The following is a 16786-nucleotide window of genomic DNA, read 5'->3' as shown; positions in this document are numbered from 1 at the left end:
GACCGGCTACCCGGTCAGCGCAGGAAGCCCTCGTAGTTGCGCTGCATCAGCTGGCTCTCGATCTGCTTCACCGTGTCCAGCCCGACGCCCACCATGATCAGAACAGCCGTGCCCCCGAAGGGGAAGTTCTGGTTCTGTCCCTCACCGGTCAGGCCCAGGAAGAAGTTCGGCAGGACGGCGATGATGCCCAGGTAGAGCGCCCCCGGCAAGGTGATCCGGGACAGCACGTAGCTGAGGTACTCGGCCGTGGGACGGCCGGGCCTGATGCCGGGGATGAAGCCCCCGAACTTCTTCATCTCATCGGCGCGTTCCTCGGTGTTGAACGTGATCGCGACGTAGAAGTACGTGAAGAAGATGATCAACGCGAAGTACAGCAGGATGTGCAGCCAGTTGGACTGGTTGGCCAGGTAGGTCTGGACGAAGCGCGAGAAGCCGGAGTCCTGGTTGCCCGTGATCCGTGACAGCAGGTCGGGCAGGTAGAGCAGGGACGACCCGAAGATCACGGGGATGACGCCGGCCTGGTTGACCTTCAGCGGCAGGTAGGTCGAGGTGCCGCCGTACATGCGGCGTCCGACCATCCGCTTGGCGTACTGCACGGGGATGCGCCGCTGGCCCTGCTCGACGAACACGACGCTCGCGATGATGACCAGTCCGAACGCGCACACGACGGCGAAGGCGACGCCACCGGAGGTCGCGAGGATGTTGCCGCCCTCGGCGGGGATGCGGGCCGCGATCGAGCAGAAGATCAGCAGCGACATGCCGTTGCCGACGCCGCGCTCGGTGACCAGCTCGCCGAACCACATGATGACCGCGGTGCCGGCCGTCATGACGATGACGATGACCGCGAGGTCGAAGACGTCGGCGCCCGGCAGGATCGGGAACTGGCTCGGGTCGCAGTCCTGGAAGAGCTGACCGCGGTCGGCCAGGGCGACGATGCCCGTCGACTGCAGGACGGCCAGGGCGATCGTCAGGTAGCGCGTGTACTGCGTGAGCTTGCCCTGACCGCTCTGCCCCTCCTTCTTCAGCTGCTCGAAGCGGGGGATCACGACGGTCAGCAGCTGCACGATGATGCTGGCCGTGATGTAGGGCATGATGCCCAGGGCGAAGATCGACAGCTGCAGGAGCGCGCCGCCGGAGAACAGGTTGATCAGCGAGTACACGCTCGCCGCGTCGCTGCCCTGGACCTGCCGCAGACACTCCTGCACGTTCGAGTACGAGACGCCGGGTGCCGGGAGCGTGGCTCCCAGTCGGTAGACCGCGACGATCCCGAGCGTGAACAGGATCTTCTTGCGCAGGTCCGGTGTGGTCAGAGCTGACCGCACGGCGCCGAGCACTCGGACCTCCAGATGTCGTTCGGCCGCACCGCGGAACTCCACACCCGCGCGGGCCGGGGGTCACCACACGCACCGCGTCATGGGCGGTGCGCAGGGCCGCGCCGGGTCGGAAGGCGACCCGGCGCGAGACTACACGGCGACGCAGGACCGGCCCCGGCCCGCTCCTGCACAGGAGCGGACCGGGGCCGGTGCGTGCGTCACGAGGGGTACTGCTACTCGACGACGGTGGCGCTGCCGCCGGCGGCGGTCAGCTTCTCGCTCGCCGAGCCCGAGAACGAGTGCGCGGTGACGCGCAGCGTCACCGACCCGACCTCGCCGGTGCCGAGCACCTTGATCGGACGGCCGGCGCGCACGGCGCCCGCCTCGACGAGCTCGGCCGGGCCGACCTCGCCGCCGTCCGGGAACAGCCGGGCGAGGTCGCCGACGTTGACGACCTGCGCGACGACCTTGTTGCGGTTGCGGAAGCCCTTGAGCTTCGGCAGACGCATCTGCAGCGGCATCTGGCCGCCCTCGAAGCCCGCGGGGACGTTCTTCCGCGCGCCGGTGCCCTTGGTACCGCGACCGGCGGTCTTGCCCTTCGAGGCCTCGCCGCGACCCACACGGGTCTTCGCGGTCTTCGCACCCGGGGCCGGGCGCAGGTGGTGCAGCTTGATCGGGGACGACTCAGCCATCGCTCCCCACCTCCTCGACCGTCACCAGGTGACGAACGGTGTTGATCAGGCCACGGTTCTGGGGCGTGTCCGGGCGCACGACGGTGGCACCGATGCGCCGGAGTCCCAGGGTCCGCAGCGTCTCGCGCTGGTTGCGCTTGCCCCCGATCTGCGACCGGGTCTGGGTGACCTTGAGGTCGGCCATCACGACGCTCCCTGCGCGGCGCGGGCACGCAGCATGCGCGCCGGCGCCACGTCCTCGATCGGCAGGCCACGACGGGCGGCGACGGCCTCGGGGACCTGCAGGCCCTTCAGCGCCGCCACGGTGGCGTGCACGATGTTGATCGCGTTCTGGCTGCCGAGCGACTTCGACAGGATGTCGGCGATGCCCGCGCACTCCAGCACGGCGCGCACCGGGCCACCGGCGATGACGCCGGTGCCGGGGCTCGCCGGGCGCAGGAGGACGACGCCCGCGGCGTCCTCGCCCTGGATCGGGTGCGTGATGGTGCCGCCGACGCGCGGGACGCGGAAGAAGTTCTTCTTCGCCTCCTCGACGCCCTTCGCGATCGCGGCGGGCACCTCCTTGGCCTTGCCGTAGCCGACGCCGACCATGCCGTCGCCGTCACCGACGACCACCAGGGCGGTGAAGCTGAAGCGACGACCACCCTTGACGACCTTGGCCACGCGGTTGATGGCGACGACGCGCTCGAGGTGCGGCGTGCGGTCCTGCTGGCGGTCGCGGCCGCCCTGCTGGCGGTCGCGACCGGCGCTGCCGCCCTGACGCTCGCCGCCCTGTGCGCCCGAGCCCGCGGGCCCGTCGCGCCGTGTGCGTCCCGGCATCAGGCGTTCCTTCCAATCGTGTTCGTCCTGGGAGTCCGCATCAGAACTGCAGACCCCCCTCGCGGGCCGCATCCGCGAGCTGCGCGATGCGACCGTGGTAGCGGCGACCGCCGCGGTCGAAGACGACCGCGTCGATGCCCTGGGCCTGGGCCCGCGAGGCGACGAGCTCCCCGACCTTCGCGGCCTGGGCCTTCTTGTCGCCCTCCAGCCCGCGCACGTCCGCCTCCAGCGTGGAGGCGTGGGCGAGGGTGTGGCCGGCGATGTCGTCGACCACCTGCGCCGTGATGTGCCGGGTCGAGCGGGTGACGACCAGGCGGGGACGCGTCGGCGTGCCGGCGATCTTCTTGCGCAGCCGGACGTGGCGACGGGCACGACCCGTGCGGCGCGTCTCCGAGACGTTCTTGCCCAGGTGACCCGAGGCCTTGTTCTTGGGCGCTGTCGTCGTGGTGCTCTCGGTGTTGGTAGCCATCACTTGCCCGTCTTCCCGACCTTGCGGCGAATCTGCTCGCCGGCGTACCGGACGCCCTTGCCCTTGTACGGGTCGGGACGGCGCAGCCAGCGGATGTTGGCGGCCACCTGGCCGACCAGCTGCTTGTCGATGCCCTGCACGGAGAACCGCGTGGGGCTCTCGACCGCGAACGTGATGCCCTCGGGCGGGTCGATCCGCACCGGGTGGCTGAACCCGAGCGCGAACACCAGGGTCGAGCCCTGGAGCTGCACGCGGTAGCCGACGCCGTGGATCTCGAGCTTGCGCTCGTAGCCCTGGCTCACGCCCTGCACGAGGTTGTTGAGCAGCGAGCGCGACAGGCCGTGCAGTGCACGGTTGTCCCGCTCGTCGTCGGGGCGGGCCACCGAGATGACACCGTCGTCGACCGAGACCCGGATGGGCTCGTCGACGGTGTGGCTCAGCGTGCCCTTCGGTCCCTTGACGGTGACCTGCTGGCCCTCCACCGCGACGTCCACGCCGGACGGCACGGTGATCGGGGCCTTGCCGATACGTGACATGGTTGGTCCCTCTCCTTCCGAGCCGTTACCAGACGAAGGCGAGGACTTCCCCGCCCATCCGTCGCTGGTAGGCCTGCCGGTCGGTCAGCAGACCGGAGGACGTCGAGATGATGGCGACGCCGAGACCGCCGAGCACCCGGGGGAGTTCGTTGGACTTGGCGTAGATGCGCAGACCCGGCTTCGAGATGCGCTTGATGCCGGCGATGCTGCGCTCGCGGTTCGGGCCGTACTTGAGGTCGACCACGAGGGACTTGCCCACGGTGGCGTCCTCGGTGCGGTACCCGGCGATGTAGCCCTGGTCCAGGAGGACCTGCGCGACATGGGTCTTGAGCTTGCTGTGCGGCATGGTCGCGCTCTCGTGGAACGCCGAGTTGGCGTTCCGGATGCGCGTCAGCATGTCCGCGATCGGGTCGGTCATCGTCATGACCAGGTCACCTTCCTCGCCGTGGTTCCCCGGGTCGGGCGCACGGAGGCCGTGCGCGCGCTCCCGATGACGGGCCTGCGGCGTGTGGAGCTCTTCTGAGCGGTGGTTCGGGGATGCGCCGTCGGCGAGGCGACGCCGACGAGCATGTGCTCGCGGTGCGCCACGCGCTGGATCAGACGCAGGAGCGCGGGGTCGATCGCGCCCTCGCTCGGGGCCTCGGGGACCTCGGCGGCGTTCGCGGAGGTGTTCGCCGGGCTCACCAGGACGCCTTGCTGACGCCCGGGAGCTCGCCCCGGTGCGCCATCTCGCGCAGGCACACGCGGCAGAGCCCGAACTTCCGCAGCACGGCACGGGCGCGCCCGCAGCGGTTGCACCGGGTGTAGCCGCGGACCTTGAACTTCGGGGTCTTGGCGGCCTTGTTGACCAGAGCCTTCTTCGCCATTCTCAGTTCTCCCTGAACGGGAAGCCGAGCTGACGGAGCAGCGCCCGGCCCTCCTCGTCGGTGGTCGCGGAGGTGACCACGGTGATGTCCATCCCCCGCGGCCGGTCGATCGAGTCCTGGTCGATCTCGTGGAACATCGTCTGGTCCGACAGACCGAACGTGTAGTTGCCGGAGCCGTCGAACTGCTTCGGCGAGAGACCGCGGAAGTCACGGATGCGCGGCAGGCCGATGGTCAGCAGCCGGTCCAGGAACTCCCACATCCGCGCGCCGCGCAGGGTCGCGCGGGCGCCGATCGGCATGCCCTCGCGCAGCTTGAACTGCGCGATCGACTTGCGGGCCTTGCGGATCTCCGGCTTCTGGCCGGCGATGAGGGTGAGGTCGCGGACCGCGCCCTCCATCAGCTTGGAGTCCCGTGCGGCCTCGCCGACGCCCATGTTCACGACGACCTTGACGACGCCCGGGATCAGCATCGGGTTCGCGTACCCGAACTGCTCCGAGAGCGCGTTCTTGATCTCGTCGTGGTAGCGCTGCTGCAGCCGCGGACGGGTCGTCTCGGGAGCTTCGGTGGTGGTCACGAGAGGTCCTTCCCGCTACGGCGCGCGATGCGCACGCGCTTCTGCTCGCCCTCGCCACCCTCGCGGCTGCCGACGCGGGTCGGCTTGCCGTCGGGGTCGACGACCATCACGTTGGAGACGTGGATGGGCGCCTCCTGGGTGACGATCCCGCCGCTCTGGGCGCCGCGCTGGTTGGCGGACTGGGCCGTGTGCTTCTTGACGCGGCCGACACCCTCGACGAGGACCTTGTCGCGGTCGGGGAAGGCCTTGATGACCTTGCCCTTGGCGCCCTTGTCCTTGCCGGCGATGACGACGACCGTGTCGCCCTTCTTGACCTTCATCTGCTACAGCACCTCCGGCGCGAGCGAGATGATCCGCATGAACCTCTTGTCGCGCAGCTCGCGGCCCACGGGGCCGAAGATGCGGGTCCCGCGGGGCTCACGGTCGTTCTTGATGAGCACGGCTGCGTTCTCGTCGAACTTGATGTACGAGCCGTCCGGGCGGCGCTTCTCCTTGCGGGTGCGCACGATGACGGCCTTGACGACCTCGCCGCGCTTGACACCGGCGGCCGGGATGGCTTCCTTCACGGTCGCCACGATGACGTCGCCGATGCCCGCGTAGCGGCGGGACGAGCCCCCGAGAACGCGGATGCACAGAATCTCCCGTGCACCCGTGTTGTCGGCGACACGCAGCCGCGACTCCTGCTGGATCACTTCTTCTCCTGACCTGCCCGCACGAGCGGACGGTTTCCAAGGATCACTTGGCCTTTTCGAGAATCTCGACGAGACGCCAGCGCTTGGTGGCCGACAGCGGCCGGGTCTCCATGAGGAGTACGCGGTCGCCGGGGCCGGCGGTGTTGTTCTCGTCGTGCGCCTTGACCTTCTTCGTGCGCCGGATGACCTTCGAGTAGCGCGGGTGCTTCACCCGGTCCTCGAGGCTGACGACGATGGTCTTGGCCATCTTGTCCGAGACGACGAGACCCTCACGCACCTTGCGCAGGCCACGGTCGTCGTTGCGGGCCTCGGCCGGGGTCTGCTGGGCCTTGTCGGCCTGCTTCACCTCGGCGCGGACCTGCTCCTGCTCGTCACGCTCGGGGGCGGTGGCGCCCGAGCTTGCCGGAGTGGTGGTCTCAGCGGTGCTCTCGCTCATGCCGCTCCCTCCTCGTCGGGGGCGACCGACAGGCCGAGCTCGCGCTCGCGCATCACCGTGTAGATGCGCGCGATGTCGTGGCGCACGGTCCGCAGTCGACGGTTGTTGTCCAGCTGCCCGGTCGCCATCTGGAAGCGCAGGTTGAACAGCTCGGCCTTCGCCTCACGGGCGCGGGCGACGAGCTCCTCGGCGTTGAGCTCCCGGAGCTCGCTCGCGGGGGTTCCGGCGGCCATCAGAAACTCTCCTCACGGCTCACGATGCGGCAGCGCATCGGCAGCTTGTGCTGCGCGCGACGCAGCGCCTCGCGGGCCGTGGCCTCGTTCGGGTAGCTCATCTCGAACATGACCCGGCCCGGCTTCACGTTCGCCACCCACTTCTCGGGCGAGCCCTTACCGGAACCCATGCGGGTCTCGGCCGGCTTCTTGGTCAGCGGCCGGTCCGGGAAGATGTTGATCCACACCTTGCCGCCACGGCGGATGTGCCGCGTGATGGCGATACGGGCGGACTCGATCTGCCGGTTGGTGACGTAGGCGTGCTCCAAGGCCTGGATGCCGTAGTCGCCGAAGGACATCTGGGTGCCGCCCTTGGCGGCGCCCGTCCGGTCCGGCCGGTGCTGCTTGCGGTACTTGACCTTGCGGGGGATCAGCATGACTCAGGACTCCGTCTGCGTGGTCGCCTCGGGGGCGGCGCCGGCGGGGGCCCCGCCCGTGGTCGCACCCGCGCCTGCCTGCTCGGCAGCCGCGGCGCGCCCGGCCTCGGTGCTCGTCCCGGTCGTGCCCGACGAGCCGGAACGACGCCCGCGAGGACGGTCGTTCGAGCCGCCGCCACGGCCACGGCCGCCACGCGGGTCACGCGTCGCGGCATCGAGCGCGGCCTGGCGCTCGGACTCGCGCTTGCCGCCGACCACGTCGCCCTTGTAGATCCAGACCTTCACGCCGATGCGGCCGAAGTTGGTCCGGGCCTCGAACAGGCCGTAGTCGATCTCCGCGCGCAGCGTGTGCAGCGGCACGCGCCCCTCGCGGTAGAACTCGGAGCGCGACATCTCGGCGCCACCGAGCCGGCCGGAGCACTGCACCCGGATGCCCTTCACGCCGGGGCTGCGCATGGCCGACTGCATGGCCTTGCGCATCGCGCGGCGGAACGACACACGGTTGGACAGCTGCTCGGCGACGCCCTGCGCGACGAGCTGCGCGTCGGCCTCGGCGCCCTTGACCTCGAGGATGTTCAGCTGGACCTGCTTGCCGGTCAGCTTCTCGAGGTTGCCGCGCAGGCGGTCCGCCTCGGCGCCGCGGCGCCCGATGACGATGCCCGGACGCGCGGTGTGGATGTCGACGCGGACGCGGTCACGCGTGCGCTCGATCTCGACCTTGGAGATGCCGGCCCGCTCCATGCCCTTGGAGAGCATGCGGCGGATCTTGACGTCCTCGGCCACGTAGTCGGCGTACTGCTTGTCGGCGTACCAGCGCGACTTCCAGTCGGTGGTGATACCGAGACGGAAGCCGTGCGGGTTGATCTTCTGGCCCATCAGCGGCCACTCCTCTTCGCGCGCGAACGGCCGCCCTTCGCCGCGGCCACCTCGGTGACCTCGACGTAGATGTGGCTGGTCCGCTTCCGGATGCGGTACGCCCGGCCCTGCGCGCGGGGCTGGAACCGCTTCATGGTCGGACCCTCGTCGACGGTGATCGTGGAGATCACCAGGTTCGCGCGGTCCAGATCGACGTTGTTCTCGGCGTTGGCCACCGCGCTCGCGACGACCTTGGCCACCGGCTGGGCGGCCTTGAGCTCGGCGAACTGCAGCACCGAGGCGGCCTCGCCCACGGGCATGCCGCGCACCAGGTCCACCACGCGACGGACCTTCATCGGCGACATGCGCACGTAGCGCGCCCGCGCCACGGCCCCGCGCGGGGCCGTGTCGGTGTCGGCTGGTGCAGACATCTCTGACGTTCCTTCCTGATTCCGGGCCATGAGGGTCCCGCGCGCTGTATCCCGGCGTCGACTAGCGACGGCGGGAGCGGCGGTCCTCCTTGACGTGCCCGCGGAACGTGCGGGTCGGGGCGAACTCGCCGAGCTTGTGCCCGACCATGGACTCCGAGACGAACACGGGGACGTGCTTGCGCCCGTCGTGCACGGCCAGCGTGTGGCCGATCATGTCCGGGATGATCGTCGATCGGCGCGACCAGGTCCGGATGACCGTCTTGCGGTTGGCCTCGTTGAGCGCGTCCACCTTCTTGAGCAGGTGGTCGTCGACGAACGGGCCCTTCTTGAGACTGCGTGGCATCGCTTCGCTCCCTCCTGCTCTCGTCAGCGCTTCTTCTTGCCCTTGCCGGTGCGGCGGCGACGCACGATCATGCGGTCGCTCTCCTTCCGGCCTCGGGTACGGCCCTCGGGCGTGCCGGCGGGGTTGACCGGGTGGCGACCACCGGAGGTCTTGCCCTCACCACCGCCGTGCGGGTGGTCGACCGGGTTCATGGCCACACCGCGCACCGACGGGCGCTTGCCGCGCCAGCGGTTGCGGCCCGCCTTGCCCCAGTTGATGTTCGAGTGCTCGGCGTTGCCGACCTCGCCGATGCTGGCGCGGCACCGCACGTCCACGTTGCGGATCTCGCCCGAGGGCATCCGCAGCTGGGCGTGGGGGCCGTCCTTGGCCACCAGCTGCACCTTCGAGCCGGCCGAGCGCGCGATCTTGGCGCCGCCACCGGGGCGGAGCTCGATCGCGTGGATCGTCGTACCGGTCGGGATGTTGCGCAGCGGGAGGTTGTTGCCCGGCTTGATGTCGGCCTTGGGGCCGGCCTCCACCGTGTCGCCCTGGTGCAGCCGCTCCGGGGCGATGATGTAGCGCTTCTCGCCGTCCGCGTAGTGCAGCAGCGCGATGCGCGAGGTGCGGTTCGGGTCGTACTCGATGTGAGCGACCTTGGCCGGCACGCCGTCCTTGTCGTGGCGACGGAAGTCGATGAGCCGGTAGGCCCGCTTGTGGCCACCGCCCTGGTGCCGGGTGGTGATGCGCCCGGTGACGTTGCGGCCGCCCTTGTTGTGCAGCGGGCGGATCAGCGACTTCTCGGGGTGGTCGCGCGTGATCTCGGCGAAGTCCGAGACGCTCGCGCCGCGCCGCCCCGCGGTCGTCGGCTTGTACCTGCGGATTCCCATGGTCAGCTCCCTGCCCCGGGCGCGCCGAACACGTCGATCGTCCGGCTGTCGGGCGTCACCGTCACGACCGCGCGCTTGGTGTCCTTGCGCTTGCCGAAGCCGCGGCGGGAGCGCTTGCGCTTCCCCTCACGGTTCAGCGTGTTCACGCTGGCCACCTGCACGTCGAAGATCTGCTGAACGGCGACCTTGATCTGCGTCTTGTTCGCGTCCGGGCGCACCAGGAACGTGTACTGGCGCTCCTCGAGCAGGCCGTAGCTCTTCTCGGAGATGACCGGCGCGATGATCACGTCTCGCGGGTCGGCGATCACTTGTCGGCCTCCTTGTCGGCGGGCGGGTCGGTGACCGTGCGCGAGGCGATGAAGGCCTCGAGCGCCGCGGACGTGAAGACCACGTCGTCGGCGCGCAGGACGTCGTAGGTGTTGAGCTGGTCCGGCGTGATCATGTGGACCGCCGGGAGGTTGGCCACGCTGCGGCGGCCGGCCTCGTCCTCGCGGGCGACGACGGCGAGCACGTTGCGGAGCTCCGCGCCCGACGTCACCACGCCCGAGAGCGCCGTGCGGGCGCCCTTGGTGGACGGGGCGGTGCCCTCGATCAGCGCCGAGAAGACGTGGATGCGCTCGTGACGGGCGCGGTCCGACAGTGCACCGCGCAGCGCGGCCGCCTTCATCTTCTTGGGGGTCCGCTGGTCGTAGTCGCGCGGCGTCGGCCCGTGGACCACGCCGCCGCCGGTGAACTGCGGTGCGCGCACCGAGCCCTGACGGGCGCGGCCGGTGCCCTTCTGGCGGTACGGCTTCTTGCCGCCGCCGCGGACCTCGCCGCGCGTCTTGGTGTCGTGCGTGCCCTGGCGGGCCGCCGCGAGCTGCGCGGTGACGACCTGGTGCATCAGCGCGGTGCTGGCCGGGGCGTCGAACAGCACGCCCGGGAGCTCCACGGAGCCGTCGGTGCCGCCGGCCGGGGTGTTCACCGGCACGGAGCGCGTCTCGCCGGAGGCCGTGGCGTGCTGGTCCCGCCGGGCGAGACGACGCGCCTCGCCCGCGGTGTAGCCGCGGCGACGGGTCGAGTGACCGTGCGTCGACCGGAGCGTGGCGGTGGCCGCAGCCGTCGCCGAGCCGGTGCCGGCGGTGGTCTGCTCACCGCTGTCGGGGCCCTCGGTGTCGGCGACGCCGGGGGTCTGTCCGTCCGGGGTGCTCACTGCTCACCGCCCTTCGCGGGGTCGACCTTGGCGGCCGACGTGACGAGGACCAGGCCGCCGCGCGGGCCGGGGACGGCGCCGCGGATCAGCAGCAGGCCCGCGTCGGCGTCCACGCCGTGCACGGTCAGGTTCTGCGTGGTGGTCTTCTCGTTGCCCATCCGGCCGGCCATGCGCGTGCCCTTGAAGACACGTGCCGGGGTGGCGCAGCCACCGATGGAGCCGGGCGAACGGTGCTTGCGCTGCGTGCCGTGGCTGGCCCCGAGGCCGCCGAAGCCGTGGCGCTTCATGACACCCGCCGTGCCCTTGCCCTTGCTGGTGCCCGAGACGTCGACGACGGCACCGGCGGCGAACGTCTCCGCGGTGACCTCCTGGCCGACCTCGTACTCGCTCGCGTCGCTGGTGCGCAGCTCGGCGAGGTGGCGCCGCGGGGTCACACCGGCCTTGGAGAAGTGGCCGGTCTCCGGCTTGTTCACCTTGCGCGGGTCGATGGCGCCGAAGGCGATCTGCACGGCGTTGTAGCCGTCCACCGAGGGGGTGCGCACCTGCGTCACGACGCAGGGGCCGGCTTTCACCACGGTCACCGGGACGATGCGGTTCGAGTCGTCGAACACCTGGGTCATACCGACCTTGGTGCCGAGGACGCCGCTCATCTTCCGCTCGGGGCGCGCCGGCGCTGCATTGACTGCATTCGCTGTCGTCATTGCCGACCTCACTGGATGTTCACGTCGACGCTCGCCGGCAGGTCGATGCGCATGAGCGCGTCCACCGTCTTCGGCGTGGGGTCCACGATGTCGATCAGTCGCTTGTGGGTGCGCATCTCGAAGTGCTCGCGCGAGTCCTTGTACTTGTGCGGCGAGCGGATGACGCAGTAGATGTTCTTCTCGGTGGGCAGCGGCACGGGCCCGACCACGGAGGCGCCGGTGCGCGTCACGGTCTCGACGATCTTGCGAGCCGACGCGTCGATCGCTTCGTGGTCGTAGGCCTTGAGCCGGATGCGGATCTTCTGTCCCGCCATGGTGGCTTTGCCGTTCCTCTTCTCGTCCCGCCAGGGTGTGACCCCTGGTGGCTGGCCAGGTTCTCGAGACGCCCCGGTGCTCATGCCTCCGGCCCGGACACCCCCCGAGCGAGACCGTCTCCGGTCCACGCGGTCGGGTGTGTCGAGTCGGTCGACAGGCTCCGCCGTGTGCACTCCGCACACCGCGGCCCCGTGGACCCCGCGCTGTTCAACGTGTGTCCGTCCCGCTCCTCGACACGAGGGGCGGCACGGTGGACCCCCGGCACGATGGCCGGGCGATCCGGGCCCACGATGTGGCTCTCGGACCCCCGCTCACAGCGGGGCGGTCGGCTCGATACCGACTGAGCCGACCGCCCCGTGCGAGCTAGGTGTCCAGTGTCGCACGGCCGTTCGGGCCGAGCCCCACCGGGGTCGGAGAAGGGGTCGAGCCCCTTCCCCTGTCCTACTTGCTGATCTTCGTGACCTGACCGGCGCCGACCGTCCGGCCACCCTCACGGATGGCGAACTGGAGGCCCTCCTCCATGGCGATCGGCTGGATCAGCTGGACGGACATCTCGGTGTTGTCACCGGGCATGACCATCTCCGTGCCCTCCGGCAGCGTCACCACGCCGGTGACGTCGGTGGTCCGGAAGTAGAACTGGGGGCGGTAGTTGTTGAAGAACGGCGTGTGCCGCCCGCCCTCGTCCTTGCCCAGGATGTAGACCTGGCCCTCGAACTCCGTGTGCGGCGTGATCGAACCGGGCTTGCCGATGACCATGCCGCGCTCGACGTCCTCGCGCTTGATGCCGCGCAGGAGCAGACCGACGTTGTCGCCGGCGCGCCCCTCGTCGAGGAGCTTGCGGAACATCTCGATGCCCGTGGTGGTGGTCTTCGTCGACTTCGCACGGATGCCGATGATCTCCACCTCCTCGTTCACCTTGACGATGCCGCGCTCGACGCGGCCGGTGACGACGGTGCCGCGACCCGTGATCGTGAAGACGTCCTCGACGGGCATGAGGAACGGCTTGTCGGTGTCACGCTCCGGCGACGGGATGGCGTCGTCGACGGCGTCCATGAGCGACATGATCGCGTCGCCCCACTCGGCGTCGCCCTCGAGCGCCTTGAGCGCCGAGACGCGGACCACGGGCAGGTCGTCGCCGGGGAAGTCCTGCGACGAGAGGAGCTCGCGGACCTCCATCTCGACGAGCTCCATGATCTCCTCGTCGTCGACCATGTCCGCCTTGTTCAGCGCCACCACGATGTAGGGGACGCCGACCTGGCGCGCGAGCAGCACGTGCTCGCGGGTCTGCGGCATGGGGCCGTCGGTGGCGGCCACCACGAGGATGGCGCCGTCCATCTGGGCGGCCCCGGTGATCATGTTCTTGACGTAGTCGGCGTGCCCGGGGCAGTCGACGTGCGCGTAGTGGCGCTTCTCGGTCTGGTACTCGACGTGCGCAATCGAGATCGTGATGCCGCGCTGCCGCTCCTCGGGCGCCTTGTCGATCATGTCGAAGGCCGACGCCTGGTTGAGCTGCGGGAACTTGTCGTGCAGCACCTTGGTGATCGCCGCGGTGAGCGTCGTCTTCCCGTGGTCGATGTGACCGATCGTGCCGATGTTGACGTGCGGCTTGGTCCGCTCGAACTTGGCTTTCGCCACTGCTCTCGTCCTCCTGGACTGTGTTCTCCTGGCTCGTCCCTCGTTACGGGACGGGCCGGGTGGTGCTCGTCGGTGGGTCCTGCCGTGTCTCGGAGGACCGAGAGGGCCGACACGAGGCTAGCGAAAGCCCTGTGACGTCCCGCGACGTGGTCCGTGACCCGGGCTCTCACCCGGGTCGCGGACCCGCGTCACTCGCCGGTCGCCTTCGCGATGATCTCCTTGGCCACGTTGGCCGGGACCTCCGCGTAGGAGTCGAACTGCATGGAGTAGTTCGCCCGGCCCTGGGTCCGCGACCGCAGGTCGCCGACGTAGCCGAACATCTCCGACAGCGGGACGATCGCGCGTACGACGCGGCCGCCGGCCCGCTCCTCCATGGCCTGGATGTGGCCACGGCGGGAGTTGAGGTCGCCGATGACGTCACCCATGTAGTCCTCGGGGGTGTTCACCTCGACGGCCATCACCGGCTCGAGCAGCGCGGGGTCGGCCTTGCGGGCCGCCTCCTTGAGCGCCATCGATCCGGCGACCTTGAACGCCATCTCCGACGAGTCGACCTCGTGGTACTGACCGTCGAGCAGCGTCAGCTTGAGCCCGACCATCGGGTAGCCGGCCACGATGCCGTACTGCATCGCGTCCTGGGCGCCCTCGTCCACCGACGGGATGTACTCCCGCGGGACGCGACCACCGGTCACCTTGTTGTCGAACTCGTAGAGCGGACCGTCGGCCGTCTTCTCGAGCGGCTCGAGCTTGATGATGACGCGGGCGAACTGCCCCGAACCACCGGTCTGCTTCTTGTGCGTGTACTCGTACTTGTCGACCGTCTTGCGGATGGTCTCGCGGTAGGCCACCTGCGGCTTACCGATGTTCGCCTCGACCTTGTAGTCGGACTTCATCCGGTTGACCAGGACCTCGAGGTGGAGCTCGCCCATCCCCGAGATGATCGTCTGGCCGGTCTCCTCGTCGAGGTTGACCCGGAAGGTCGGGTCCTCGTCGGCGAGACGCTGGATGGCCGTCGACAGCTTCTCCTGGTCGGCCTTGGACTTCGGCTCGACCGCGACGGAGATGACCGGCTCCGGGAAGGTCATCGACTCGAGGATCACCGGGTTCTGCGGGTCGCAGAGGGTGTCGCCCGTGGTCGTGTCCTTCAGTCCCACCACCGCGTAGATGTGACCCGCGGTGGCGTTGTCGACCGGGTTCTCCTTGTTGGAGTGCATCTGCAGGAACTTGCCGATGCGCTCCTTCCGGTCCTTGGTCGAGTTGATGACCTGCGTGCCCTGGGAGGCCTTGCCCGAGTAGACCCGGACGTAGGTCAGCTTCCCGTAGAACGGGTGCGCGGCGATCTTGAAGGCCAGAGCCGCGAACGGCTCGTCGGTGTTGGGGCTGCGCTGGATCGGCGTCTCGCCGTCGAGCAGCGTGCCCTCGACCGGCGGGACGTCGGTCGGCGCCGGCAGGTAGGCGATGACGGCGTCGAGCATGGGCTGCACGCCCTTGTTCTTGAACGCCGAGCCACAGATGACCGGGTAGGCCTCGCCGGTGACCGTCACGGCGCGGATGCCGTGCTCGATCTCCTCGACGGTGAGCTCCTCGCCGGCGAAGTAGCGCTCCATGAGCGCGTCGTCCTTCTCGGCGACGGCCTCGAGCAGCGCCTCGCGGTAGGAGGCGACCTGCTCGGCCATCTCGGCCGGGATCTCCTCGACCGCGTAGTCCTCGCCCTTGGACACGTCACCGCGCCAGGTCAGCGCGCGCATGCGCACCAGGTCGACGACGCCGTAGAACTCCGACTCCGACCCCATCGGCAGCTGCAGGACCAGCGGCTTGGCGCCGAGGCGGTCCTTGATCGTCTGCACGGTGAAGTAGAAGTCCGCGCCGAGCTTGTCCATCTTGTTGACGAAGCAGATGCGCGGGACGTTGTAGGTGTCGGCCTGGCGCCATACCGTCTCCGACTGCGGCTCCACGCCCTCCTTGCCGTCGAAGACGGCGACGGCGCCGTCCAGGACGCGCAGGGAGCGCTCGACCTCGACCGTGAAGTCGACGTGACCCGGCGTGTCGATGATGTTGATCTGGTGGTCTTTCCAGAAGCAGGTCGTCGCGGCGGACGTGATCGTGATGCCGCGCTTCTGCTCCTCCTCCATCCAGTCCATCGTGGCCGCGCCGTCGTGGACCTCACCGATCTTGTAGTTGATGCCGGTGTAGAACAGGACGCGCTCGGTCGTGGTGGTCTTGCCCGCGTCGATGTGGGCCATGATCCCGATGTTGCGGACCTTGCCCAGGTCGGTCAGCACGTCGCGTGCCACGAGATTCCTCTTCCGTCGGGTCGTCGCCGCGGGTCCCGCGGCGGGTGTTCTCGGACCGGTCGGGGACCGGGGTGGTTCGCACCCCGGCGCCCCGCGCGATCACCAGCGGTAGTGCGCGAACGCCTTGTTCGACTCCGCCATCTTGTGGGTGTCCTCGCGGCGCTTCACGGCCGCGCCGAGGCCGTTCGAGGCGTCGAGCAGCTCGTTGCAGAGCCGGTCGATCATCGTCTTCTCGCGACGGGCGCGGGAGTACGTGATCAGCCAGCGCAGGCCGAGCGTGGTCGAGCGGCCGGCCCGGACCTCGATCGGCACCTGGTAGGTCGCGCCACCGACACGGCGGCTGCGGACCTCGAGGGCCGGCTTCACGTTGTCCAGCGCGCGCTTGAGCGTGACCACCGGGTCGGCGCCGTTGCGCTCCCGGCAGCCCTCCATGGCGCCGTAGACGATGCGCTCGGCGAGCGAGCGCTTCCCGTCGACGAGCACCTTGTTGACGAGCTGCGTCACGAGGGGCGACCCGTAGACGGGGTCGGCGACCAGCGGACGCTTCGGTGCGGGTCCCTTACGCGGCATGTCAGCTCTTGTCCTTCTTCGTCCCGTAGCGGCTGCGGGCCTGCTTGCGGTTCTTGACCGCCTGCGTGTCCAGGGCGCCGCGAATGATCTTGTACCGGACGCCGGGGAGATCCTTCACCCGGCCACCACGCACGAGCACGATCGAGTGCTCCTGCAGGTTGTGGCCCTCACCCGGGATGTAGGCGGTGACCTCGATGCCGTTCGAGAGCCGGACGCGCGCGACCTTGCGCAGCGCGGAGTTCGGCTTCTTCGGCGTGGTGGTGTAGACGCGGGTGCAGACGCCGCGGCGCTGCGGGCTCCCCTTCAGGGCCGCGGTCTTGGTCTTCTCGACCTTGTCCTCGCGGCCCCGGCGGACCAACTGCTGGATGGTGGGCATCGAGTGCGCTGACTTCCGTTCCTCTGGACTGTCTGATCGGGCTCGTACGTCCGCACCCGGGGTACCGGCTCTGACGGCCGGCCGGGGAGAGGGGCGCCGTGGCTCCCCGCTCGGGAACCGGCGCACCGCACACCCTCGGCACGCGGAACGACCCGACCACGTCG

Annotated in this window: 27 protein-coding genes; all 27 read right to left on the bottom strand. The window is 69.7% G+C overall.

Annotated features, from left to right (window positions below; genetic code table 11):
- Window positions 1-14: 14 nt before the first annotated feature.
- On the bottom strand, window positions 15-1334 hold the full coding sequence (secY, locus tag OG774_RS24660) for a preprotein translocase subunit SecY (RefSeq protein ID WP_328304969.1): 1320 nt from the start codon (window positions 1332-1334) through the stop codon (window positions 15-17).
- 212 nt (window positions 1335-1546) lie between these two features.
- Window positions 1547-2005: a 50S ribosomal protein L15 gene (rplO, locus tag OG774_RS24655; RefSeq protein WP_274190758.1), complete on the bottom strand. Its 459-nt coding sequence runs from the start codon at window positions 2003-2005 to the stop codon at window positions 1547-1549.
- The gene (gene rpmD / locus OG774_RS24650) at window positions 1998-2189 is read right to left on the bottom strand and encodes a 50S ribosomal protein L30 (protein WP_274190759.1); all 192 of its coding nucleotides are present in this window, start codon (window positions 2187-2189) and stop codon (window positions 1998-2000) included. The genes rplO and rpmD overlap by 8 nt, the downstream gene beginning before the upstream one ends.
- Window positions 2189-2824 carry a 30S ribosomal protein S5 gene (rpsE, locus tag OG774_RS24645; protein WP_274190760.1) on the bottom strand — a complete coding sequence of 212 codons (636 nt, stop codon included), beginning with the start codon at window positions 2822-2824 and terminating at the stop codon, window positions 2189-2191. Before rpsE ends, rpmD begins: the two co-directional genes overlap by 1 nt.
- A gap of 40 nt (window positions 2825-2864) precedes the next feature.
- A complete protein-coding gene (rplR, locus tag OG774_RS24640; protein ID WP_328304968.1) occupies window positions 2865-3293 on the bottom strand; it encodes a 50S ribosomal protein L18 in 429 nt (142 codons plus the stop codon).
- A complete protein-coding gene (gene rplF / locus OG774_RS24635; RefSeq protein WP_274190762.1) occupies window positions 3293-3829 on the bottom strand; it encodes a 50S ribosomal protein L6 in 537 nt (178 codons plus the stop codon). Before rplF ends, rplR begins: the two co-directional genes overlap by 1 nt.
- Before the next feature lie 25 nt (window positions 3830-3854).
- A complete protein-coding gene (gene rpsH, locus OG774_RS24630; RefSeq protein WP_274194350.1) occupies window positions 3855-4253 on the bottom strand; it encodes a 30S ribosomal protein S8 in 399 nt (132 codons plus the stop codon).
- A complete protein-coding gene (locus tag OG774_RS24625) occupies window positions 4250-4513 on the bottom strand; it encodes a hypothetical protein (protein ID WP_328304967.1) in 264 nt (87 codons plus the stop codon). Before OG774_RS24625 ends, rpsH begins: the two co-directional genes overlap by 4 nt.
- Window positions 4510-4695 (bottom strand): type Z 30S ribosomal protein S14, encoded by a 186-nt coding sequence (locus OG774_RS24620; protein ID WP_133829609.1) that lies wholly within the window; start codon window positions 4693-4695, stop codon window positions 4510-4512. Before OG774_RS24620 ends, OG774_RS24625 begins: the two co-directional genes overlap by 4 nt.
- 2 nt (window positions 4696-4697) lie before the next feature.
- Window positions 4698-5270: a 50S ribosomal protein L5 gene (rplE, locus tag OG774_RS24615; protein WP_274194352.1), complete on the bottom strand. Its 573-nt coding sequence runs from the start codon at window positions 5268-5270 to the stop codon at window positions 4698-4700.
- Window positions 5267-5590 carry a 50S ribosomal protein L24 gene (gene rplX / locus OG774_RS24610; protein WP_274190766.1) on the bottom strand — a complete coding sequence of 108 codons (324 nt, stop codon included), beginning with the start codon at window positions 5588-5590 and terminating at the stop codon, window positions 5267-5269. Before rplX ends, rplE begins: the two co-directional genes overlap by 4 nt.
- A gap of 3 nt (window positions 5591-5593) precedes the next feature.
- On the bottom strand, window positions 5594-5962 hold the full coding sequence (rplN, locus tag OG774_RS24605) for a 50S ribosomal protein L14 (RefSeq protein WP_133829612.1): 369 nt from the start codon (window positions 5960-5962) through the stop codon (window positions 5594-5596).
- Between the two features lie 43 nt (window positions 5963-6005).
- Window positions 6006-6308, bottom strand: coding sequence for a 30S ribosomal protein S17 (gene rpsQ / locus OG774_RS24600; RefSeq protein WP_433039087.1), 303 nt, complete (start codon window positions 6306-6308; stop codon window positions 6006-6008).
- A gap of 86 nt (window positions 6309-6394) precedes the next feature.
- A complete protein-coding gene (gene rpmC / locus OG774_RS24595) occupies window positions 6395-6631 on the bottom strand; it encodes a 50S ribosomal protein L29 (protein ID WP_274190767.1) in 237 nt (78 codons plus the stop codon).
- Window positions 6631-7047, bottom strand: coding sequence for a 50S ribosomal protein L16 (rplP, locus tag OG774_RS24590; protein ID WP_274190768.1), 417 nt, complete (start codon window positions 7045-7047; stop codon window positions 6631-6633). Before rplP ends, rpmC begins: the two co-directional genes overlap by 1 nt.
- Window positions 7048-7050: 3 nt before the next feature.
- Complete coding sequence (gene rpsC, locus OG774_RS24585) at window positions 7051-7923, bottom strand: 30S ribosomal protein S3 (RefSeq protein WP_274190769.1); 873 nt, start codon at window positions 7921-7923, stop codon at window positions 7051-7053.
- Window positions 7923-8333 carry a 50S ribosomal protein L22 gene (rplV, locus tag OG774_RS24580; protein ID WP_328304966.1) on the bottom strand — a complete coding sequence of 137 codons (411 nt, stop codon included), beginning with the start codon at window positions 8331-8333 and terminating at the stop codon, window positions 7923-7925. Before rplV ends, rpsC begins: the two co-directional genes overlap by 1 nt.
- Window positions 8334-8394: 61 nt before the next feature.
- On the bottom strand, window positions 8395-8676 hold the full coding sequence (gene rpsS / locus OG774_RS24575; protein WP_116708465.1) for a 30S ribosomal protein S19: 282 nt from the start codon (window positions 8674-8676) through the stop codon (window positions 8395-8397).
- Window positions 8677-8699: 23 nt separating this feature from the next.
- Window positions 8700-9542 (bottom strand): 50S ribosomal protein L2, encoded by an 843-nt coding sequence (gene rplB, locus OG774_RS24570; protein ID WP_274190771.1) that lies wholly within the window; start codon window positions 9540-9542, stop codon window positions 8700-8702.
- Between the two features lie 2 nt (window positions 9543-9544).
- Window positions 9545-9850: a 50S ribosomal protein L23 gene (gene rplW, locus OG774_RS24565; protein WP_274194354.1), complete on the bottom strand. Its 306-nt coding sequence runs from the start codon at window positions 9848-9850 to the stop codon at window positions 9545-9547.
- Window positions 9847-10512, bottom strand: coding sequence for a 50S ribosomal protein L4 (gene rplD, locus OG774_RS24560; RefSeq protein WP_328311138.1), 666 nt, complete (start codon window positions 10510-10512; stop codon window positions 9847-9849). The genes rplW and rplD overlap by 4 nt, the downstream gene beginning before the upstream one ends.
- A gap of 218 nt (window positions 10513-10730) precedes the next feature.
- Window positions 10731-11435 (bottom strand): 50S ribosomal protein L3, encoded by a 705-nt coding sequence (gene rplC, locus OG774_RS24555; protein ID WP_328304965.1) that lies wholly within the window; start codon window positions 11433-11435, stop codon window positions 10731-10733.
- Window positions 11436-11443: 8 nt separating this feature from the next.
- On the bottom strand, window positions 11444-11749 hold the full coding sequence (gene rpsJ, locus OG774_RS24550; RefSeq protein ID WP_116708461.1) for a 30S ribosomal protein S10: 306 nt from the start codon (window positions 11747-11749) through the stop codon (window positions 11444-11446).
- Window positions 11750-12191: 442 nt separating this feature from the next.
- On the bottom strand, window positions 12192-13385 hold the full coding sequence (gene tuf, locus OG774_RS24545; RefSeq protein ID WP_274194356.1) for an elongation factor Tu: 1194 nt from the start codon (window positions 13383-13385) through the stop codon (window positions 12192-12194).
- A gap of 188 nt (window positions 13386-13573) precedes the next feature.
- Entirely contained in the window at window positions 13574-15676 is a 2103-nt protein-coding gene (fusA, locus tag OG774_RS24540; RefSeq protein WP_328304964.1) for an elongation factor G, read from the bottom strand.
- Window positions 15677-15775: 99 nt separating this feature from the next.
- The gene (gene rpsG / locus OG774_RS24535; protein ID WP_274190775.1) at window positions 15776-16246 is read right to left on the bottom strand and encodes a 30S ribosomal protein S7; all 471 of its coding nucleotides are present in this window, start codon (window positions 16244-16246) and stop codon (window positions 15776-15778) included.
- Between the two features lies 1 nt (window position 16247).
- On the bottom strand, window positions 16248-16622 hold the full coding sequence (gene rpsL / locus OG774_RS24530; protein ID WP_116708457.1) for a 30S ribosomal protein S12: 375 nt from the start codon (window positions 16620-16622) through the stop codon (window positions 16248-16250).
- Between the last annotated feature and the right edge of the window lie 164 nt (window positions 16623-16786).

This window comes from Actinomycetospora sp. NBC_00405 (assembly GCF_036044095.1).
Taxonomy (GTDB): Bacteria; Actinomycetota; Actinomycetes; order Mycobacteriales; family Pseudonocardiaceae; genus Actinomycetospora; species Actinomycetospora callitridis.
This window is presented reverse-complemented; position numbering and strand designations above follow the sequence as displayed.